The sequence below is a fragment of the Agrobacterium sp. 22-221-1 genome, from assembly GCF_053522445.1.
In genome coordinates this window covers 1-19,446 of record NZ_JBNWCL010000016.1, presented here as the reverse complement: position 1 = coordinate 19,446, position 19,446 = coordinate 1, and the positions used below count along the sequence as shown (strand labels likewise).

At 61.5% G+C, this 19,446-nt stretch carries 19 protein-coding genes; 11 read left to right on the top strand and 8 right to left on the bottom strand.

Annotated elements, in window-relative coordinates; genetic code table 11:
* Positions 1-175 precede the first annotated feature (175 nt).
* The 4 genes from ACQZ5N_RS20580 to ACQZ5N_RS20565 all read left to right on the top strand — a co-directional run bounded on the left by ACQZ5N_RS20580 (position 176) and on the right by ACQZ5N_RS20565 (position 3,900).
* Positions 176-1,420, top strand: a complete 1,245-nt coding sequence (locus tag ACQZ5N_RS20580; protein ID WP_059760874.1) for an aromatic ring-hydroxylating oxygenase subunit alpha — start codon at positions 176-178, stop codon at positions 1,418-1,420.
* 7 nt (positions 1,421-1,427) lie between these two features.
* On the top strand, positions 1,428-2,510 hold the full coding sequence (locus tag ACQZ5N_RS20575; protein WP_035237666.1) for an FAD-binding oxidoreductase: 1,083 nt from the start codon (positions 1,428-1,430) through the stop codon (positions 2,508-2,510).
* Between the two features lie 186 nt (positions 2,511-2,696).
* Complete coding sequence (locus ACQZ5N_RS20570; RefSeq protein WP_080852582.1) at positions 2,697-3,161, top strand: BA14K family protein; 465 nt, start codon at positions 2,697-2,699, stop codon at positions 3,159-3,161.
* A gap of 223 nt (positions 3,162-3,384) precedes the next feature.
* Positions 3,385-3,900: a BA14K family protein gene (locus ACQZ5N_RS20565; protein WP_020808794.1), complete on the top strand. Its 516-nt coding sequence runs from the start codon at positions 3,385-3,387 to the stop codon at positions 3,898-3,900.
* A gap of 55 nt (positions 3,901-3,955) precedes the next feature.
* Here ACQZ5N_RS20565 and ACQZ5N_RS20560 read toward each other — a convergent pair whose 3' ends face one another.
* Positions 3,956-4,951, bottom strand: coding sequence for a transporter (locus ACQZ5N_RS20560; protein ID WP_269830373.1), 996 nt, complete (start codon positions 4,949-4,951; stop codon positions 3,956-3,958).
* Positions 4,952-5,172: 221 nt separating this feature from the next.
* Between ACQZ5N_RS20560 and ACQZ5N_RS20555 the strand changes: the two genes are divergently transcribed.
* From ACQZ5N_RS20555 to ACQZ5N_RS20545, 3 genes are all read left to right on the top strand, one after another.
* A complete protein-coding gene (locus ACQZ5N_RS20555) occupies positions 5,173-6,957 on the top strand; it encodes an acyl-CoA dehydrogenase (protein ID WP_448733957.1) in 1,785 nt (594 codons plus the stop codon).
* Between the two features lie 10 nt (positions 6,958-6,967).
* Complete coding sequence (locus tag ACQZ5N_RS20550) at positions 6,968-7,726, top strand: crotonase/enoyl-CoA hydratase family protein (RefSeq protein ID WP_448733956.1); 759 nt, start codon at positions 6,968-6,970, stop codon at positions 7,724-7,726.
* An 89-nt stretch (positions 7,727-7,815) separates the two neighbouring features.
* Positions 7,816-8,139 (top strand): hypothetical protein, encoded by a 324-nt coding sequence (locus tag ACQZ5N_RS20545; RefSeq protein WP_448733990.1) that lies wholly within the window; start codon positions 7,816-7,818, stop codon positions 8,137-8,139.
* Here ACQZ5N_RS20545 and ACQZ5N_RS20540 read toward each other — a convergent pair whose 3' ends face one another.
* A complete protein-coding gene (locus tag ACQZ5N_RS20540; protein ID WP_448733955.1) occupies positions 8,140-9,390 on the bottom strand; it encodes a class I SAM-dependent RNA methyltransferase in 1,251 nt (416 codons plus the stop codon).
* The gene (locus ACQZ5N_RS20535; protein ID WP_448733954.1) at positions 9,387-10,139 is read right to left on the bottom strand and encodes a TlyA family RNA methyltransferase; all 753 of its coding nucleotides are present in this window, start codon (positions 10,137-10,139) and stop codon (positions 9,387-9,389) included. Before ACQZ5N_RS20535 ends, ACQZ5N_RS20540 begins: the two co-directional genes overlap by 4 nt.
* A gap of 268 nt (positions 10,140-10,407) precedes the next feature.
* On the opposite strand from ACQZ5N_RS20535, the gene ACQZ5N_RS20530 reads away from it, so the two are divergent.
* Positions 10,408-12,429 carry a methyl-accepting chemotaxis protein gene (locus ACQZ5N_RS20530; protein ID WP_448733953.1) on the top strand — a complete coding sequence of 674 codons (2,022 nt, stop codon included), beginning with the start codon at positions 10,408-10,410 and terminating at the stop codon, positions 12,427-12,429.
* Between the two features lie 183 nt (positions 12,430-12,612).
* On the opposite strand, the gene ACQZ5N_RS20525 is transcribed toward ACQZ5N_RS20530, so the two are convergent.
* A complete protein-coding gene (locus tag ACQZ5N_RS20525; protein ID WP_448733952.1) occupies positions 12,613-13,575 on the bottom strand; it encodes a nucleoside recognition domain-containing protein in 963 nt (320 codons plus the stop codon).
* A gap of 119 nt (positions 13,576-13,694) precedes the next feature.
* Between ACQZ5N_RS20525 and ACQZ5N_RS20520 the strand changes: the two genes are divergently transcribed.
* Both ACQZ5N_RS20520 and ACQZ5N_RS20515 read left to right on the top strand, forming a co-directional pair.
* A complete protein-coding gene (locus tag ACQZ5N_RS20520) occupies positions 13,695-14,147 on the top strand; it encodes an Lrp/AsnC family transcriptional regulator (RefSeq protein WP_448733989.1) in 453 nt (150 codons plus the stop codon).
* Between the two features lie 75 nt (positions 14,148-14,222).
* A complete protein-coding gene (locus ACQZ5N_RS20515; protein ID WP_448733951.1) occupies positions 14,223-14,594 on the top strand; it encodes a nuclear transport factor 2 family protein in 372 nt (123 codons plus the stop codon).
* Positions 14,595-14,638: 44 nt separating this feature from the next.
* On the opposite strand, the gene ACQZ5N_RS20510 is transcribed toward ACQZ5N_RS20515, so the two are convergent.
* On the bottom strand, positions 14,639-14,947 hold the full coding sequence (locus tag ACQZ5N_RS20510; RefSeq protein WP_448733950.1) for a putative quinol monooxygenase: 309 nt from the start codon (positions 14,945-14,947) through the stop codon (positions 14,639-14,641).
* A gap of 5 nt (positions 14,948-14,952) precedes the next feature.
* Entirely contained in the window at positions 14,953-15,747 is a 795-nt protein-coding gene (locus tag ACQZ5N_RS20505; RefSeq protein WP_448733949.1) for a helix-turn-helix domain-containing protein, read from the bottom strand.
* Between the two features lie 106 nt (positions 15,748-15,853).
* Between ACQZ5N_RS20505 and ACQZ5N_RS20500 the strand changes: the two genes are divergently transcribed.
* Positions 15,854-16,216, top strand: a complete 363-nt coding sequence (locus ACQZ5N_RS20500) for a nuclear transport factor 2 family protein (RefSeq protein ID WP_174056401.1) — start codon at positions 15,854-15,856, stop codon at positions 16,214-16,216.
* Between the two features lie 42 nt (positions 16,217-16,258).
* Here ACQZ5N_RS20500 and dxs read toward each other — a convergent pair whose 3' ends face one another.
* Both dxs and ACQZ5N_RS20490 read right to left on the bottom strand, forming a co-directional pair.
* The gene (gene dxs, locus ACQZ5N_RS20495) at positions 16,259-18,178 is read right to left on the bottom strand and encodes a 1-deoxy-D-xylulose-5-phosphate synthase (RefSeq protein WP_059760815.1); all 1,920 of its coding nucleotides are present in this window, start codon (positions 18,176-18,178) and stop codon (positions 16,259-16,261) included.
* Between the two features lie 99 nt (positions 18,179-18,277).
* A complete protein-coding gene (locus ACQZ5N_RS20490) occupies positions 18,278-19,201 on the bottom strand; it encodes a pirin family protein (protein ID WP_448733948.1) in 924 nt (307 codons plus the stop codon).
* Positions 19,202-19,446 lie beyond the last annotated feature (245 nt).

The window sequence follows — 19,446 nt, the reverse complement described above, 5'->3', positions numbered from 1 at the left end:
TTTCCCAGCGGAATGGGCTGAGAGGGCGAATTGCGCATGTCGCAATTTGTCGCCAATGCGGAAGGTAATGTCGCTGTTTGTGCTGCCGCAAATGAGCGCCGGTGTTTAGATGAGTACATGCTTCCGCAACCCCGCAAATGGTGTCGGGCAGGGCGGTTTGATCGAGGATTTGGCCATGGAATTGCGTGATACCGTATTGCGCCAGCTGAAAAACCGCCGCGAAGGCTTCAGCCTGGAACAGCCCTTCTACACGGACCCGGATTATTTCAAGCTGGATATGGAAACGATCTGGTATCGCGACTGGCTGTTTGTCGGCCATGATTGCGAAGTGTCGAAATCCGGCAGCTATTTCACCGTGCAGGTCGGCGCCTATTCCGTGGTCATCGTTCGCGGTCGCGACGGGCAGATCCGCGCCTTCCACAATTCCTGCCGCCATCGCGGCTCGCGCGTCTGCACCACGCAGAAGGGCCAGTCGGCCCGCCTCGTCTGTCCCTATCACCAGTGGACCTACGATCTGGACGGCAAGCTGCTGTTCGCGCGCCATATGGGCGAAGAGTTCGACAAGGGCGATTTCGGTCTGAAGCCGGTCGCCTGCGAAACCGTCGCCGGTTACGTCTTCATCTGCCTTGCCGATCAGCCGGCTGATTTCGAGCCCATGCGCAAGGAAGTCGAGAGCTACATGGCGCCGCACCGCATCTGGGAAGCGAAGGTCGCGCATGAGAGCACGATCATCGAAAAGGGCAACTGGAAGCTCGTCTGGGAAAATAACCGCGAGTGCTACCATTGCGCCGCCAACCACCCGGAACTCTGCCGCACCTATCCCGAAAACCCGAGCGTGACGGGAACGGACGGCGGTGCAAGCGATCCCGAGATCGGCGGCCATTGGGCGCGCTGTGAGGCCGCCGGCCTGCCGAGCCGTTTCAAGATCGACCCCAAGGGCCAGTTCCGCGTCGCCCGCATGCCGCTGATCGGCGAGGCGGAAAGCTACACCATGTCCGGTAAGCGCGCCGTGCGCCGGCCGCTGTCTGACGATGTCAGCATCAGCCATATCGGCGCGCTGCTCCTGTTCCATTACCCGACGACCTGGAACCACTTCCTCGGCGACCACACCATTTCCTTCCGGGTGCTGCCGCTCAGCGCCACGGAAACCATGGTCACCACCAAATGGCTGGTGCACAAGGATGCGGTCGAGGGCGTGGATTACGATCTGGAAGACCTCACCCACGTCTGGAACGAGACCAACGATCAGGACCGCCGCATTGTCGAGGAAAATGCCTTCGGCATTCGTTCCCCGGCCTACGAGCCCGGCCCCTATTCCATGGAGGACGAGGGCGGCGTGATGCAGTTCGTCAACTGGTACTCCGATTTCATGGTCGACCGGCTCTCCGGCGATAAGGCCCGGCTTTCGGCTGTAGCGTGATGCGAAGATGAATATGGTTGTGACCTATAAGCATATTGACGAGATGAAGCCATGGAGCGACAAGCTCCAGCTTCTGGAGTGCATCTCGGTGACGCCCGAGACGCCTGATGTGATGACGTTCCTGTTCCGCTCGGAGGATCAGAACTGGTTCCGTTATCTGCCGGGGCAGTTCGTCACGCTGGAATTGCCGGTGGGCAAGGAGCCGCTTTACCGCACCTACACATTGTCCTCCAGCCCGTCGCGGCCCTATGCGCTGTCGGTCACGGTCAAGGCGCAGGCCAACAGCATCGGCACGCGCTGGATGTTCGACAATCTGAAACCCGGCATGAAAATCCGGGCGCTCGGGCCGCTCGGCGACTTTTCCTACGTCAAGCATCCCGGCGACAAATATCTATTCATCTCGGCAGGCTCCGGCGTCACGCCGATGATGTCGATGGTGCGCGACATGAGCGACCGTGCGCCGCAGAGCGATATTGCCTTCATCAATTGTTCGCGTACCCCCGGCGATATCGTTTTCCGCCACGAGCTGGAATATCTCGCCCGCTTCATGCCGAACCTGTCTCTCGGCTTCATTGTCGAGAAATGCGGCCGCACCGATCTGTGGTCCGGGCTGAAGGGCATGGTCGACAAGGCCAAGATCGCGCTGCTCGCGCATGATTTCATGGAGCGAACCGTTTTCTGCTGCGGGCCGGAGCCGTTCATGGCCGCCGTCCGCTCGATGCTCGATGCCTCCGGCTTCGACATGAGCCGCTATCATCAGGAAAGCTTCGCGCCGGCCGCGCCGGTCACCGTTGGTGAAACTGTCCTCACCGGGGCGGATGGCGAGGCGCTGTCGATGGTGGGTTTCACCCTTTCCGGCAAAGAAATGCCCTGCCAGCCAGGCCAGACGGTTCTGATGACGGCGCGCGCCGCCGGGGTCCGTATCGGGGCGGCCTGCGAATCGGGAATTTGCGGCACCTGCCGGGTGCTGAAGCTTTCCGGTGAGGTGGAGATGAACCACAATGGCGGCATTCTCGATGAGGAAATCGAGGAAGGCTATATTCTCGCCTGCTGCTCACGCCCGTTGACCGATGTAAAGGTGGAAGCCTGACACGAGCAGGCGTTTCATTTTATCGGCCTTTCACCGGATGGTTGTCTTGGAACCAAATTTCTCTAAACTCGTTTGCACGTCATCGAATTCTTTTCGGGCATGAAACGGGGCTGTCCCATATCTCCGACAAGAGCGAGTGGGTGAAAAGGCGCGGGTCCAACGCGCTGAAGCAAACGGAGGAAGATCATGATGAATTTCCGGACAACGAGTGTCGCCACGGCGATGATCGTGTTCCTCACCAGCTTTACGCCGTCGCAGGCGTTCCAGGTCCCTGTTCCGATGCCCAAGCCGGCGGTTTCGACCGACAATGTCGTGCCGGTGCAGTACCGTGAATGGGATCGCCGATACGACCGCAGGCATGGCGACCGCATGTATCGCCCGCGCCCCCCGCGTGACGGCTATTATAACGGTCACCGCGGCTATCGCGATCGTCGTCCGGGTTACCGTTATCACAATGGTTATTGGTTCCCGCTCGCTGCCTTCGCGGCCGGTGCGATCATCGGCGGCGCCATGCAGCAGCCGCGTCCGACCTATGGCGGCAGCCATGTTTCCTGGTGCCAGAACCGCTGGCGGTCCTACCGCGCTTACGACAACAGCTATCAGCCGAGCAGCGGTCCGCGCCGCATATGCGTATCGCCTTACAGCCGCTGACAGGATTTTCGAAAGCCCGGATTTTGATCCGGGCTTTTGTTTTGCCGCTGCCGGATCGGGTAAACGAAGCGTGATGGGATCGTTAATGCTGGGTTCAGGCGAAAACGCCTAGCCTGCAACCTGCAATGTTCCAGCCAGACCGAAAAACTGGCCGAATGAGAATAAAAAAGTGTTATTATTCACGGAGAACGGCCTGTTGACCGTCGTGAATGGAGGAAGTCAGATGAGAAGCTATATGAAGAATATCCTGGCTGTCGGTCTTTCTGCGATTGTGGTTGCGGGAGCGATTGTTCCGGCGGAAGCAGCAATGCCTTTGCCGATCGCGCCGAAGAGCGTTGAGACCGCAGGCAACGATGCCAGCAAGAATATCGTGAACGTGCAATATTGGCGTGATCGCGACGGCTGGGGCGATCGTCGCGGCTGGTATCGCGGCCACCGTGGTTATCGCGATTACCGTCCGGGCTATCGTCACCATGACGGTTACTGGTTCCCGCTCGCAGCCTTTGCGACGGGGGCGATCATCGGCGGCGCACTCTCGCAGCCGCGTGAAGTCTACCGCCCGGTACCGGAATATCGTCCGCGCCCGGTCTATCGCGAATATCGCCCAGTCTATCGTGGCGGCATGAGCCGCGCGCATGTGAACTGGTGCTATGGCCGCTATCGTTCCTACGATGCCTATAGCAACACGTTCCAGCCGTATCACGGCCCGCGCCAGCCCTGCTATTCGCCTTACGGCTGATAGAGCCGCTTCAATCGAAAGAGCCGTCCGGTAGCCACCGGGCGGCTTTTTGCTGTCACAAGATCCGCGCGCGCTTCAGCACGAACCAGGCGAGCGCAACCGAAATCATGATGAAGATGCTGGCCGACAGCGTGCCGCCCGTGCCGACGGTAAACGGCAGCTCATCCGTATTCATGCCGAAGAAACCGGTGACCAGCGATGGCGGCAGCAGGAATGCCGTCATCAGCGACAGAATATAAAGGTGCCGGTTGGTTTCCGACGAGAGTTTGGAATCGATTTCTTCATGCAGCAGCCTTGCCCGCTCCTGCAGGGCGTAGACATCGTGGTCGACAGCCTCCAGACGACCCATCAGGCGTGAGGCGACATCCTCGAAACCATTCGGCATCTCGTCATCATCGGCGGCCGAAGCCCGCCGCATCAGGGTCAGCACGGTGCGCAGATGCCGGTGCAGGCGAACCACGGTGCGGCGCAGCGGGGCAAGACGCCGCCGCTCGTCACGGTTCTCGCTGTCATAGACCATATCCTCGATGGCGTTCAGCTCTTCCGTCGTCTCCATCACCAGATTGATGAGCGAGCGCTGGAATTCCGCCACCAGCCCCTCGAACACATGTGATGGCGTGAGGTAGCGGTTGGAATTCTTGTCGACCGCCGCTTTCAGCCGGTCCACCGAATGCAGTGGCTGCAGGCGGGTCGTGATGATGAAACGGTCGCTCACCGCAAAATGCAGCCAGCCGAAGTCACGTGTCTCCTTGTCGAATTCCCGCTGGAAATCGACAAGCGTGCCGTAAAGCGATTTTTCATCGACCACGATGGAGGGATGCGTCTCATGGGTGGTGAGGCTTGCTCGTGCCGCCGGATCGAGACCGTCAATGGTCTCGAGAAAACCCGCCACACGCTGATCGGCGAGGTTGAGATGCAGCCAGAAGAAGCCTTCGCACTCTGCCATTTCGTGAAAGCCGGCATCGGGCGCAAGCCGCCGGCAGGGGGCCGTACCGGGATGAAATTGATAGGCCCAGACAAGGCCGGGAATAACGGGCGTTACGAGATCCATCGTGGCAGTCCTGACCGGCTGGATGGGAGGAGGGAGGCGTCCGTCGTTCCGGTGTGGGAGCGGCGTGCGGCGAGGCGCCTTTCAGCGCATGCTGAGCAAATTCATATGACAGTTTTATAACAATCCCGCCGAAATGACGGGAATTTTCAAATTGACGTTTACGTAAAAATCATTTAGCCCGAAGGCAGTAGCAAGATGCCAAAGCTTCGGGAGGAGGCAGCATGTATAGCGCGCCGGTGGACGATATCGCCTTTACACTCAAACATGTAGCGGGTCTTGAAGACGCGCTGTCGACGGGTGCGCTGGGAGACCTTGGGGAAGATCTGGTCGATGCAATTCTGCACGAAGCCGGCCGTTTCGCCACCGCAGAGGTCGCGCCGCTTGCCGAGATCGGCGACCGCCAGGGCGCAAAGCTTACCGACGGCAAGGTGACGACACCGGATGGCTGGGCCGATCTTTACCGTCGCTGGGCGGAAGCGGGCTGGAACAGCCTGACGGCGCCGGAAGAATTCGGTGGCCAGAACCTGCCGCATATGCTGAATGTCGCCGCTCTCGAAATGTGGAATTCCGGCTCCATGGCCTTTGCGCTGGCCCCGACGCTGACCATGGGCGCGGTGGAAGCCCTTGTCGCCCACGGCAGCGATGACCTCAAGCGCACCTATCTGCCGAAACTCGTCTCCGGCGAATGGACCGGCACGATGAACCTCACCGAGCCGCATGCGGGTTCTGACCTCGGTGTCCTGAAGACCCGGGCGGAGCGCAATGGCGACGGCACTTACCGCATCTTCGGGCAGAAGATTTTCATCACCTGGGGTGAACACGACGCGGCGGACAATATTATCCACCTCGTTCTCGCCCGCCTGCCGGATGCGCCGGCCGGCACGCGCGGCATCTCGCTGTTCCTCGTGCCGAAGTTCCTGCCCGATGAGAACGGCGCGCCGGGCAGCCGCAACGATCTGTTCTGCCATTCGCTCGAACACAAGCTCGGCATTCACGGCTCGCCCACCTGCACGATGATCTTCGGCGACGGCAAATTCGGCGAAGGGAAGGGCGCTCTCGGCTGGCTGATCGGCGAGGAGAACAAGGGTCTCGCCTGCATGTTCACCATGATGAACAACGCCCGCCTTGCCGTTGGCATGCAGGGCGTGGCGATCTGCGAAGCGGCGACCCAGAAGGCCATCGACTATGCCAGGGAGCGCACGCAGGGCAAGGCGCCCGGCTGGCAGGGCTCCGGCATGAGCCCGATCATCGAACACCCGGATATCGCCAGAACGCTTCTGACGATGAAGGCGCTCACTCAAGGGTCGCGGGCGATTTCCTTCAGCTGCGCGCATGCCATCGATATGGCGCATGCGACTGAAGACGCCCGGCAGCGCGCTCACTGGCAGGAGCGCGCTGCCCTTTTGACACCCATCGCCAAATCCTTCTCCACCGATGCCGGCGTCGATGTTGCCTCTATGGGCATTCAGGTGCATGGCGGCATGGGCTTCATCGAGGAAACCGGCGCGGCGCGTTATCTGCGCGACGCCCGCATCGCGCCGATCTATGAAGGCACCAACGGCATTCAGGCCATCGATCTGGTGCTGCGAAAGCTGCCGCTCTCCGAGGGCGCACAGGTGCGCGGTTTCATCGCCGAACTGCGCGAGATCGCCGCCCGCACAGCCGCGTCGAACCGCGACGATCTCGGCGAGACCGGCCGTTATCTCGAAGCCAGCCTCGCCGATCTGGAGACGGCGACCGACTGGCTGCTGGACCGCATCAAGGCAGGCGAAACCGAAACCGCGCTCGCCGGCGCGACGCCCTATCAGCGCCTTTTCGGTCTGGCGCTCACCGGCGCCTATCTCGCCAAGGGCGCATTGGCCGCCGTCGATGATGGCAGGGGCGGACATCGCGCAGCCCTTTGCCGTTTCGCTGCGGAAAATCTGCTGGCGGAAACGGCGGCGCTGAAGGATCGCGTCATCGCCGGCGCGGCGAGCCTTGCCGCCGCCCGCACCGTATTGGCTTGAGGAGGCTCAGATGTCGGACGATCACATTCTCGTCGAGCGCGTCGGCCATGCGCCGGAAGTCTTGACCATCCGCTTCAACCGGCCGGACAAAAAAAACGCCATCACCGATGCCATGTATCTGCGCATGGCAGACGCCCTCCACGCTGCCAATGCGGACCCGGAAATTCGCGTTGTCGCCTTTCTCGGCACGGAAGGCTGCTTCTCCGCCGGTAACGACATGGCCGATTTTCTGGCCTTCGCCATGTCGGGCGGAAAGGGCAAGCTTGCCGCGCTTGAGCTTTTGAAAGCGCTCGTCGCTTTCGAAAAGCCCATGGTATCCGGCGTCGACGGGCTTGCCATCGGCATCGGTACGACGCTGAACCTGCATTGCGATCTGACGGTCGCTTCCAGCCGCAGCCTGTTCAAGACACCATTCGTGGATCTCGCTCTGGTGCCGGAAGCGGCTTCCAGCCTGCTCGTGCCGAAACTCATGGGACACCAGCGCGCCTTTGCACTGCTTGCCATGGGCGAAGGTTTTTCCGCCGAGCAGGCATTGCAGGCCGGAATGATCTGGAAAGTCGTCGCCCCTGAACATGTGGAGAGCGAAACGTTGGCGCTTGCCACCCGGCTCGCGGCCAAACCGCAGCAGGCGCTGAAGATCGCCCGCGATCTGGTTCGCGGCAATCCGGACGATCTTCTCGCCCGCATCGAAGAGGAAGGCCGTCATTTCATCGCGCAACTGCAAAGCGCCGAAGCGCGCGCCGCCTTCGAGGCATTCATGCGTCGTTAAGCGTTCCGGCAGGAATTCCTTGCGGTTAAGCAACCGGGCAATATGGGTTGGGTTAAATAATGCAACGTCACCGCCCGAAAGCCACCCGCATGCGTCACGTCGTGTTCGCCCTGTCCGTCTTCCTCTGCGCCGCCACTGTCACTGAAGCGGCGGCGATAACGCGCCCTCCGGCGGCTTCCGCCGGCAATGTCATTCTGGCGCAATCCGTCATTACCGAAGACGATGGCTCGGATTATTATTCCGGCCGCAACCGCGACCGCCAGCGCCGCGCCCGTTTCGTCTGCGTCATCACCCCGCCGGAGAGCGCCAACCGCCGTCGGCCCTATGTCTGCCCGCTGGAACGCGGCCGTGTGGGCGGCGCCTGCCGCTGCTCGGGCGTGGTCGGTAACGGCACGGTCGATACGGCCTGGTGATTATTTCTCCAGCGTCGCCACCGCTTCCACATGCGGCGACCACAGGAACTGGTCGACCGGCGTGACGCGGGTGATGCGATAGCCGCCTTCCGTGAGAATGGTAAGATCGCGCGCAAGCGTCAGCGGATTGCAGCTCACCGCAACGATCTTCTTCACGGTGCTGCGGGCCAGTTCCTTGCACTGGAATTCCGCACCGGCGCGCGGCGGATCGAACACGACAGCATCGTAATTCTTCAGTTCGCTCGTCATCAGCGGCCGGCGGAAGAGATCGCGTTTCTCGACGCTCACCGGCTTCAGGCCCTGTGTGTTGCGGGCGGCGAAGTCCAGGGCCTTCAGCGGCTTGTCTTCCGCTTCCACCGCATGCACCTTGCCGATGCGTGCGAGCCTCAGCGCGAAGGTGCCGGAACCGCAGAAGAGATCGGCAACGCGCTTGGATTTGCCGATATGGGCAAGCACCAGCTCGGCCATGGCGTCTTCCGCCTGTTTCGTCGCCTGCGTGAAACTGCCGGCCGGGGGTGAAACCGCAACGCCGCCGAATTCGATGATCGGCTTTTGCGGTTCGATCAGGATCTCGCCTGAGAGCGAAACACGGGCAATGCCGCGCATGGCAAGCACCGTTTCCGTGAGTGTGCGCCGCTGCTTGTCGCTGACCGACTTGATGCCCTCGACCGAAATATCGAGACCCGAGAGCGTTTCGAGAACGGTGATGCGGAACGGTTCGGCATTCGCCACCATGGAAAGGCCGATGGCACGGATGGCATCCAGCCGCGAGACGATGCCGGGCGAGGTGACGGGACATTCCTCGATGGCGACGATGTGGTGGCTGTTCGCCTGGCTGAAACCGAGCAGCAGGCCCTTTTCCGTTTTGCGGGCGGCGAACACCGCGCGGCGGCGCTCACCGGGGCGACAGATGACGAGATCGTCCACCGGCGGCGTCAAGCCCTTCGATTTCAGCGCCGAAACCACCAGCTCCCGCTTGTAGGCATGGTAAGGCTGATCGGAAAGATGTTGCAGCGAACAGCCGCCGCAGGTGCCGTTCTTGCCATCGGGGCCGAAATGGCGGCAGGCCGGTTCACGGCGCTCCGCCGAGGCTTCCGTTATCGACATGACGGTGCCGTGATCTTTCACCTTCGCAATCGCGACCGTTTCGCCGGGCAGCGCGAAGGGCACATAGACCGGGCCGTCGGGACAGTGCGCGATGCCGTCGCCCTGCGCGCCGAGGCTCTTGATGGTGACGGTCTGTGTGCTCATGGCTTTTCGCCTCCGAGAAGAAATTCGATGTTGCCATCGCCGCCGGAAATCGGCGAGGGAATGAGGCCGAGGCTTTTCCAGCCCATGTCCTCGGTCAGCCAGCGCTCCAGCTCGGCGGCCACGGCAGGTGCCGTTTCCGGTTCTTTTAACAGCCCGGCCTTGCTGATGGCGTCGCGCCCCGCCTCGAATTGCGGCTTCACCAGCAGAACCGCCAGCGCGCCGGCTTCCGCAAGCTCGAGTGCCGGCGCAAGCGCGAGCTTCAGCGAAATGAAGGACACGTCGGAGACGATGAAGCCGATGGGCCGGTCATCGATATCATCCATCGTCAGGAAGCGCGCATTCAGCCCTTCCAGATTGGTCACGCGCGGATCGTTCTCGATTCTCGTATGCATCTGCCCGTGGCCGACATCGATGGCGGTGACGTGTTTTGCGCCGCGCTCCAGCAGCACCTCGGTAAAACCGCCGGTCGAAGCGCCGACATCGAGACAGTCATGGCCCGACGGGTCGAGCCGGAAATGATCGAGCGCGGCCACGAGCTTCAGCGCTGCGCGCGAAACATAGGCCTGCGCCGGATCGCTGATGGCGATTTCGGCATCGCCAGCGACGGTCTGGCTCGGTTTGGTGACGATTTTACCGTTGACGCTCACGGTGCCGCGCGCAACCGCGTCGCGCGCACGCGAGCGGCTGGCGAAGTGGCCGAGCGACACGAGAAGCTGGTCAAGCCGTTCATTTTCAGATGTTTTGGACATGGTCCCGTGTCAATGACCGCCAAACCCCGCCGATGCAAGCGATTTATCGCTGAAAGGGGCCGGCGATGCCCGCTGTCGCCCGTTGATGTTGCACCGCAAAGTCAGAATGTTCGATTAATCCAATATAAAGGCTTGTATTGCACTTTGTGCACAAGGCCCGTGCGGCCACCGGAACCTGCCATGACGGCATCTCCTCCCATCCACAAAATTGCGGCCGTTGCAGCGCAGACGCTTGCTTCGAGGCATCGGGTCGCCGAGAGAGTTTGCGATGTCGCTTAAAAACCTCCCCATCAATCTGAAGCTCATAGCCACCTTCTGTGCCTTGATGAGCGTGTGCCTGCTCGCTTCCGCGGTCGTATTCTGGCAGACGCTGGGGAGCGAGCGTGTCACGATCGAAAACAACCGCACGAAGGATATCATCCAGGCCGTGGATGGCGCGACGGCAGCCATGCTGGAGCAGGCCGTCAACCAGCGCGGCTTCCTGCTGTTCCGCAGTGACAGTACCTACAACGATGTATTCGCCCAGCGCGACCTGATGCTGAAGAAGCTCGATGAGGCCCGTGCGCTGGCTGTCGGCCGGCCGGACATCCTGACATCCATCGACGACATGCAGAAATCCGCCACCGTGTTCTTCAAGGAACTGGCGGAACCGCAGATCGCCGCACGCAAGACGACCGAAGCGCCGATTTCCGAAATCATCGAAATCGGCCGCAATCAGGCCAAGGGCCAGCTCGATGGCTTCCGCGCCTCCGCCGCCAAGATCAAGGAGCAGTTGAACGGCCTGTCCGCCGCTTACGCGGCAGAACAGCAGGCAGCCGCACTGAACCTGAAATATGCGCTTCTGGGTGGCGGCGCTGTCGCCGGTCTTCTGGCCGTTGCCCTCATCTGGGCGCTGTCGCGCTCCATCGTCACGCCCATCGTCGGCATGACGGCAGCGATGAGCCGGCTTGCCGATGGCGATCTGACGACGGAAGTTCCGGCCACGGATCGTGGCGACGAAGTCGGCAAGATGGCGAAGGCCGTTCTGGTCTTCAAGGAAGCCGGGCTGGAAAAATCCCGCCTTGCCGGCGAGACCGATCGCATGCGCTCCGCGACGGAGGCTGAACGCCGCCGCAACGAGGAAGAAAAGGCCAAGGACGAAGCCGCCAGCGCTTTTGCCAGCGCCGAGCTTGGCAAGGGCCTTGCCGCTCTCGCGGATGGTGATCTTTCCTATCGCATCGAGACGCCTTTTGCGCCTGCCATCGATCCGGTTCGCGTGAACTTCAACAGCGCTGTCGAAAAACTCCAGCAGGCGTTGCGCACGGTCGGTGAGAACGCAGCCGCGATCAATGCCGGTGCTTCGGAAATGCTCTCCGCCGCCGACGACCTGTCGCGCCGCACCGAACAACAGGCGGCCTCCATCGAAGAAACCGCCGCAGCCCTGGAAGAAGTCACCACCACGGTGCGCGATAGCGCCCGCGGCGCGGAAGATGCCGGCAATCTGGTCCAGCGCGCCCGCGCCGGTGCCGAAAAGTCCGGCGTCGTGGTCCGCAAGGCGGTTGCCGCCATGCGCGAAATCGAGAAGTCTTCGGGCGAAATCGGCAACATCATCGGTGTCATCGACGATATCGCCTTCCAGACCAATCTTCTGGCGTTGAATGCCGGCGTCGAAGCCGCCCGCGCCGGTGATGCCGGCAAGGGCTTTGCGGTGGTTGCGCAGGAAGTCCGCGAACTTGCCCAGCGTTCCGCCAATGCAGCCAAGGAAATCAAGACGCTGATCGGCGCTTCCAGCCAACAGGTGGAAAACGGCGTCAATCTGGTCGACGAGACCGGCAAGGCTCTGGAACTCATCGTGGCGGAAGTCGAAGAGATCAACGCCCATGTCAGCGCCATCGTCGTCGCGGCCCGCGAACAGGCGACCGGCCTGCAGGAAATCAACACGGCCGTGAACACCATGGATCAGGGCACGCAGCAGAATGCCGCCATGGTGGAGCAGCAGACCGCCGCCAGCCATTCGCTGGCTCGCGAAGCGGAAGCGCTGAACAGCCTGCTCGGCCAGTTCAGAATGGATGGCGCACGCGCCGCCGTTGCCAGTGCCGGCGGCTATTCCGCACCGCGCCAGTCTTCCGCCAGGCCCGCCTTCCAGCCCGCGCCGGCCGCACCGGCCCGCAAGGCGCCAGTAAAATCGGCCTCCGCAACCGCAAGGCCTGTCGCCTCGCCGGCCCGTGCCCTTGGCCAGAGCCTCGCCCGCGCCTTCGGCGGTGCGGCCGAAGCGCCGGCTGCCAAGGATGAGGACTGGACGGAGTTCTGATCCGGGCTTTCAGATTGAACCTATGAATTGGGGGCCGAAAGGCCCCCTTTTTGCATCGGCTTTTCAGATGGGGAACGCCGCTTAGAGTTTTTTCGCTTTTCTTCGAAACGCGAAAACACTCTAACTCTTTGTTTTGGCGCATTTCCGGACGGAAAACCGGGGTCCACTTTTCCTGGAAATGCTCTATGTGCCCTGTAGCCGGAACATCCGCGCAAAGAACAGCTCATCCGACAGGCGGTGAAGCAGGGCGGCAATGCCGGCGGTCGCGACAATGGCGAAAACAAGCCGCCCGGCCAGAACGCCATAGACATCCGCGCCAAGCGACATCACCACGAGCGTGTCCTCGATCACGCTATGGGCAAAACCCATGAACACGCAGGACAGAAACACCTGACGCGGCGAGATCGTCCCCGATTGCGCCTCACGGATCAGGAAGCCGGCGCCGTAGGAAATGCCGAGGAACAATCCGATGGCGGTGAGATGTTCGGCCTCGCCGCGAATGCCCGCAAGACGCAGCAGGGGCGAGAGCGCTTTCATCATCAGCGCCAGCAGGCCCGTCAGCCTGAGGATTTCAAGGCAAAGGGAAAGTGCAAGCAGGATGACGAGCATCCAGACCATGGTTTCTCCGAGGCCGAGGAAATAGGCGGTCCATTCAGGCGTGGCGCTCATTGCAATCCAGGCGGGGTTTACCGGCGCGGACAGCCATCCCATCGCCTCCAGAACGTGGTGCAGCATAAAGGCATAGAGCAATCCGCCGCCGACGCGCAGCGCCGTGGTGACGATCATGCCCGGTCCCGCCTTTTCAATGATCTTCTGTTCGATGGGCAGGCCATGGGCGAACAGGATGAGTGCCGAAAAAACGGTGATATCCGCAACGGTGAGTGACGATGCGGGCACAAGCGTGAAGATGAGCGGCACCGCACCCCATATGCCGACCAGCATCGCGGTCAGCCAGGCAAGACCAAGCTCCGGCGGCAGCCCGATGAGGTTCATGACCGGCGCAAAGGCAGGCGCTACCGCCTCGATCGCGCCCATCCTCGACAACAGCTCGGTCAGAATGGCGATGGGAACCGTGATCCGCACAAGCACCCAGTAGATTGCAAGTGTTTCCCGCGTTTTTTGCCAGACGGGCAGGAAAAGTGACATGTGAGGCTCCCTGAAGGTTGTTCCCATTCACTAATCCCGGCCCCTTCGCATTTGCGGTCAAAGATTGCAGTTTAATGCAATTTTATTGCAAATATGGCGGCGCGCGATATGCTGCCGGCATGGATCGGATCGACCGAAAACTTCTGAACCTTTTGCAGAACGATGCGTCGCGCACCAATGTGGACATGGCCGACCAAGTCGGGTTGTCTCCATCCAGTTGCCTGCGCCGCCTGCAGCGGCTGCGCAAGTCGGGTGTGATCGACCGCATCGTGGCGATCCTCAACCCCGCAAAGGCGGGGCGCGTGATCAAGGCTCTGGTGACGGTGGAGCTGAAATTGCACGGCGAGCAGCATATGCGCCGCTTTCTGGATATTGCGAGTGTCGAAGAGGCCGTGTCGCAGGCCTATGCCGTCACCGGCGCAACCGATGTCGTGCTGATGCTGCGCCTGCGGGATATGGAAGAATTCGACGTCCTGTGCGACAGGCTCTTCCGCGACCAGCACAATGTCGCGCGCTTTGTCACCATGGTCGTCATCAAGACGGCGAAAGAGGAAACGGCCATCAGGCTTTAAGCGGAGCCCTTCAATGCGGGACATTCACTCGTCTAGGAACCCATTTCGCCACGACGTTTTTTGAAGAGGTGCGTTTTGAATAGTGAAATCGAACTGCCGGTACAAAAGCAGCTTGAGGCCTATAATGCCCGTGACATCGATGCCTTCATGCTCTGGTGGGCGGATGATTGCCAGTATTATGCTTTCCCGGCGACGCTTCTGGCAGGAAGCGCGGCAGAGATTCGGGAGCGTCACATCGAGCGCTTCAAGGAGCCGGATTTGCATGGAAAACTGCTGACGCGCATTGTCGTTGGCAATGTCGTCATCGACCATGAAACGGTCACGCGGAACTTTCCGGAAGGAAAGGGAGAGGTCGACGTTGCCTGCATCTATGAAGTTGAAAACGGCAGGATCGCCAGGGCCTGGTTCAAAATCGGCGAACCGCGGATATTGTCGCGAAAATCCTAGCGCGCGCAAAGGGTGCGCGCGCGGCTTTCCCATCGTTCATGTCGCTATGCGGCGTGATCCGCCCGCATGGGGTGCCAGACGGAAATATTGCGCGGGGCGTCGAGAAGCTCGGGCAGGGCATCGTGCCATGCCTGCCGATAGGGGCGGTGAATCTGAACGTCGATCACGTCCTTATGGTCGCTCCAGGTCTCATGCAGCAGGAAGCGGTTCTCGTTTTCACCATCCCGGTGCAGGGTTGCGTTCACGAAGGTCTTTTCGTGCCGCATGGCGTCGAGCAGCGCATTCAGCAATTCGAGAAAGCGCTCGCGCTGGCCGGGACGGACCTGGAAGCCGATGAGATAAGTGGTGTGCACGGGTCTTACTCCTTGGTGCCTTGCATCAGTGCTTCACGGGTTGCCGCGTCGGCGGGGTAGAAACATTCCAGCACCAGTTCAGACAGCGTGACGTCTGTGGCCGTTCCGAAAACCGTGGTAGTTGAAATGAAGCTCAGGACTGCGCCCGATGACGGATCGCGCAGCTGCAATGGTATGGCCAGCGGATCGGCCCCGGCCGCATGCGGCGGGACCTTTGGCGCAGGATAGGCCGCAAGCTCCACATGCAGCCGGGAAAGCACCTCGTCTCCCGTTTCCTCGACCTGACGGCGCAGGCGTTCCAGCAGGTGATGACGCCATTCGGCGAGATTGACGATGCGCGAACTCAGGCCCAGCGGATGCAGGCTCAGCCTCAAGGCGTTGAGCGGCGGGCGAAGCAGCTCTTCGGAAACGCCGGCCAGAAGCGACGCGATCGCCCCATTGGCGAGAACGACGTTCCAGTGCCGGTCAACGGCAAGGGCGGGAAAGGGCATATGCCCGTGCACCACGGTTTCGATCGCCTGCCGGGCCGCCGCCATATCGGGCGCATCCATCGGCCGTTCGGAATGAACAGGCGCATAACCGGCCGCCAGCATCAGCCGGTTGGTGGCGCGGGCGGGCATGGAAAGCTGCTCCGCCAGTTTCGCGAGCATCTCGCGGCTGGGAGATGATCGCCCGCTTTCCACGAAGCTCAGATGGCGCGCGGATATGTCCGCCTCCATCGCCAGATCGAGCTGGCTCAACCTGCGGCGCGCACGCCATTCCTTCAGCACCTGGCCGACATGTTCTCGATGATGTGTCATGCCCGCAGCCTAGCAGAAGAGAGCGGCAATGCGATTACCTCTGAGGTAATTGTTCCGCTTCCCGACCGCCGGCATGTTTGGGCCGTCAACCAGAAGGAGCGCAATCATGACGCAGCATCTCGCAATCGCCGAAACCTATCTCGCAGCCTGGAACGAAGAGGACAATGAACGCCGCAGGCATCTCGTCGGTCAGGCATGGGCAGAAAATACGCGCTACGTCGATCCGCTGATGCAGGGCGAGGGGCAGCAGGGGATCGCCGCGATGATCGAGGCGGCGCGGCAGAAATTTCCGGGATATCGTTTCGTTCTTGCCGGCACCCCGGATGGCCACGGCAACTTCACCCGTTTCTCATGGCGTCTCATTTCGCCTGATGGGGACGATGTTGCGGGTGGTACCGACGTCGTCAGCCTGAATGCCGAGGGGCGGATCGAAAATGTCGTCGGTTTTCTCGATGGCGCTGCATCCTGAGGCAGAGGCGGGATCGTCCCGCCTCCTGTCCCGGCAATCGTGTCAGCCGGCGAAACCGACGCCGGCCTGACGCTGGCCGAGCGCATTGAACACGGTGGAAACGATGCCGGCCCGGTCGAGGCCGGCATTAGCATACATGGTCTCGGGCTTGGCCTGCTCCACCCACTGGTCGGGCAGGGTCAGCGTCCGGACCTTGGGGCCATGGTCGAGCAGGCCGGCGCTCGCCATGAAATGCAGCACATGCGCGCCGAAACCGCCGACGGAGCCTTCTTCGATGGTCACCAGCACCTCGTGATGGCTGGCCAGCTGGCGGATAAGGTCGAGATCGAGCGGCTTGGCGAAGCGCGCATCGGCGACCGTCGTGGAAAGGCCGGCCGCTTCAAGGTCTTCGGCGGCTGCAAGGCATTCCGCCAGCCGGGTGCCGAAGGAGAGCAGCGCAACCTTGGTGCCTTCCTTGATGATGCGGCCCTTGCCGATCTCAAGAATCTCACCTCGTGCGGGCATCTCGACGCCCACACCTTCACCGCGCGGGTAACGGAAGGAAATCGGGCCTTCGTCATAGGCCGCCGCCGTGCGCACCATATGTTTCAGCTCCGCCTCGTCGGACGCCGCCATCACCACCATGCCGGGCAGGGTGGCGAGGAAAGTCGTGTCGAACGAACCGGCATGGGTCGGTCCATCCGCGCCGACAAAACCGGCGCGGTCGATGGGGAAACGCACCGGCAGGCTCTGGATCGCCACATCATGCACCAGTTGGTCGTAACCGCGTTGCAGGAAGGTGGAATAAAGCGCGCAGAAAGGCTTGTAACCGTCCGCCGCAAGCCCGGCCGCGAAGGTGACAGCGTGCTGTTCGGCAATGCCGACATCGAAGGTGCGGGTCGGGAAAAGCTCGGCCATCTTGTCGAGGCCGGTGCCGTTCGGCATGGCGGCGGTGACGCCGATGATCTTGTCGTCGAGGGTGGCTTCCTGGATCAGGGCTTCGGCGAAGACGCTGGTATAGCTCGGCGCATTCGGCTTGGCTTTCGCCTGCGCGCCGGTGATGACGTCGAATTTGTTGACACCGTGATATTTGTCGGCTGCGGCTTCCGCCGGCGCGTAACCCTTGCCCTTCTGCGTCACCACATGGATGAGGACAGGGCCTTTCTGGTTGTCGCGCACATTGCGCAGCACCGGCAAGAGATGATCGAAGGAATGACCGTCGATCGGGCCGATGTGGTAGAAACCAAGCTCCTCGAACAGCGTGCCGCCGGTCACGTAACCGCGTGCGTGGGTCACGGCGCGGGTAATGGCGCGGTCGATGGTCTTGCCGAGATAGGCTGTCAGTTTCTTGCCGAAATCGCGGAAGCCCATATAGGTGCGGCCGGAGGCAAGACGCGCCAGATAGGCGCTCATCGCGCCCGTCGGCGGCGCAATCGACATGTCGTTATCGTTGAGGATGACGATCAGCCGTGCATCGAGCGCGCCGGCATTGTTGAGCGCTTCGAACGCCATGCCAGCAGACATCGAACCGTCGCCGATCACGGCGATCACCTTGCGGTCGCTCTGATCCAGCCCCGCCGCCACGGCCATGCCGAGACCGGCGGAAATGGAGGTGGAGGAATGGCCGGCGCCGAAATCGTCATAGTCGCTTTCGGCCCGTCGGGTAAAACCGGAAAGCCCGCCTTCCTGCCGCAGCGTGCGAATGCGGTCGCGCCGGCCGGTGAGGATTTTATGCGGATAACATTGGTGACCGACATCGAAGATCAGCCGGTCTTCGGGCGTGTTGAAGACCTTGTGAATGGCAATCGTCAATTCCACCACGCCAAGGCCGGCACCCAGATGGCCACCGGTCTTCGACACCGCGTCGATCATCTCGTCGCGCAGTTCCCGTGCCAGTTCCGGCAGGTCGCGATCGTCGATCTCCTTGAGATCGGAGGGGAAATTCACCCGGTCGAGCAGTGGGGTCTGGGGCATTCCGGTCAATCGTTCGGCCTTTTCTCGTGGTCAGCAGGGGGCACCGGAGCGTCTTTCATCGGGAAAGCCGACGGTCCATTCCTGCATGTCGTACACTTCTATAGAATTTCAACCTTCCGGCAAAGGGACAAACTCTTCTTCGTCGCCGGGAACGATATCGAAGCGTCCGGTTCTCCACTCCTGTTTGGCCTGCTCTATGCGTTCTTTTGATGACGAAACGAAGTTCCACCAGATGTAACGGCGCTGATTGAGCGCCGCCCCGCCGAAGATCATGATGTGACAGCCATTGCTGCCGGCCTGAAGCGTGATGTCGTCGCCCGGCCGGAAGACGAGCAGTTGATCGGCGGCGAAAATATCGCCCGCCACATCGAGCGAACCGGACAGAATATAGATCGCCCGCTCCTCATGATCGGCGGAGAAGGGAAATTTCACCCCCGGCTCCAGCGTCAGGTCGACATAAAGCGTATCGGTAAAGGCCGAAACGGGGGAGGTGAGACCCTCGAATTTGCCGATCACCACGCGGCCGGAAGCGCCCTTGATATCGATCAGCGGCATGTCTTCCTTCGCAGTATGGGCAAAGGCGGGGTCGATTTCTTCCATATGGTCCGGCAGGGCAAGCCAGGTCTGCAGGCCGGACATGGAAAGCGGGTGGCCACGCAGGTTTTCCGGCGTGCGTTCCGAATGCACGATACCGCGCCCGGCCGTCATCAGGTTGATGTCGCCGGGGCGGATGACAAGCTCGGTGCCAAGGCTGTCGCGATGCTTGATTTCGCCGTCGAACAGATAGGTGACGGTGGAAAGCCCGATATGGGGATGCGGCTTGACGTCGAGCGCCTCACCGGCCTTCAGGATCGCCGGGCCCATGCGGTCGAAAAAGATGAAGGGGCCGACGAGACGCCGCTGCCGGGTCGGCAGGGCGCGGCGCACGGCAAAGCCGCCAATGTCGCTGGTGCGGGGAATAATGAGGTTCTCGATGGCGTCGCAGGCAAAAGCATCACCCGCGACGGGATCGTTACCGGGAAAAAAGGACATCGCAAGCTCCTCGTATCGTCTGGCGGGAGTTTAGCATAAGCGAGGGGTAGGGGAGCATCGCGATATCGAACGCAGCGTCAACGATCCTTGTTAACACGACATTGTGAGAACACCTTACGGCCGGGGAAAGTTTTCAAACCTCTCCTCCGTCATCCTCGGGCTTGTGTGGAGGATTTGTGGTTTACTGGATGCATCAGCCGGGCATCGCAAACCCGGCTGATGCAGGCAGGCGGCCGTTTTTTCGG

Bases quoted from the DNA above. Each gene is read 5' to 3' on its own strand.
- ACQZ5N_RS20565 (WP_020808794.1), top strand. From the start codon at position 3,385: ATGAGAAGCTATATGAAGAATATCCTGGCTGTCGGTCTTTCTGCGATT.
- ACQZ5N_RS20540 (WP_448733955.1), bottom strand. From the start codon at position 9,390: ATGAGCACACAGACCGTCACCATCAAGAGCCTCGGCGCGCAGGGCGAC.
- ACQZ5N_RS20500 (WP_174056401.1), top strand. From the start codon at position 15,854: ATGACGCAGCATCTCGCAATCGCCGAAACCTATCTCGCAGCCTGGAAC.
- ACQZ5N_RS20490 (WP_448733948.1), bottom strand. From the start codon at position 19,201: ATGTCCTTTTTTCCCGGTAACGATCCCGTCGCGGGTGATGCTTTTGCC.
- ACQZ5N_RS20570 (WP_080852582.1), top strand. From the start codon at position 2,697: ATGATGAATTTCCGGACAACGAGTGTCGCCACGGCGATGATCGTGTTC.
- ACQZ5N_RS20555 (WP_448733957.1), top strand. From the start codon at position 5,173: ATGTATAGCGCGCCGGTGGACGATATCGCCTTTACACTCAAACATGTA.
- ACQZ5N_RS20550 (WP_448733956.1), top strand. From the start codon at position 6,968: ATGTCGGACGATCACATTCTCGTCGAGCGCGTCGGCCATGCGCCGGAA.
- ACQZ5N_RS20520 (WP_448733989.1), top strand. From the start codon at position 13,695: ATGGATCGGATCGACCGAAAACTTCTGAACCTTTTGCAGAACGATGCG.
- ACQZ5N_RS20505 (WP_448733949.1), bottom strand. From the start codon at position 15,747: ATGACACATCATCGAGAACATGTCGGCCAGGTGCTGAAGGAATGGCGT.
- ACQZ5N_RS20580 (WP_059760874.1), top strand. From the start codon at position 176: ATGGAATTGCGTGATACCGTATTGCGCCAGCTGAAAAACCGCCGCGAA.
- ACQZ5N_RS20530 (WP_448733953.1), top strand. From the start codon at position 10,408: ATGTCGCTTAAAAACCTCCCCATCAATCTGAAGCTCATAGCCACCTTC.
- ACQZ5N_RS20535 (WP_448733954.1), bottom strand. From the start codon at position 10,139: ATGTCCAAAACATCTGAAAATGAACGGCTTGACCAGCTTCTCGTGTCG.
- ACQZ5N_RS20560 (WP_269830373.1), bottom strand. From the start codon at position 4,951: ATGGATCTCGTAACGCCCGTTATTCCCGGCCTTGTCTGGGCCTATCAA.
- ACQZ5N_RS20575 (WP_035237666.1), top strand. From the start codon at position 1,428: ATGAATATGGTTGTGACCTATAAGCATATTGACGAGATGAAGCCATGG.
- ACQZ5N_RS20545 (WP_448733990.1), top strand. From the start codon at position 7,816: ATGCGTCACGTCGTGTTCGCCCTGTCCGTCTTCCTCTGCGCCGCCACT.
- ACQZ5N_RS20525 (WP_448733952.1), bottom strand. From the start codon at position 13,575: ATGTCACTTTTCCTGCCCGTCTGGCAAAAAACGCGGGAAACACTTGCA.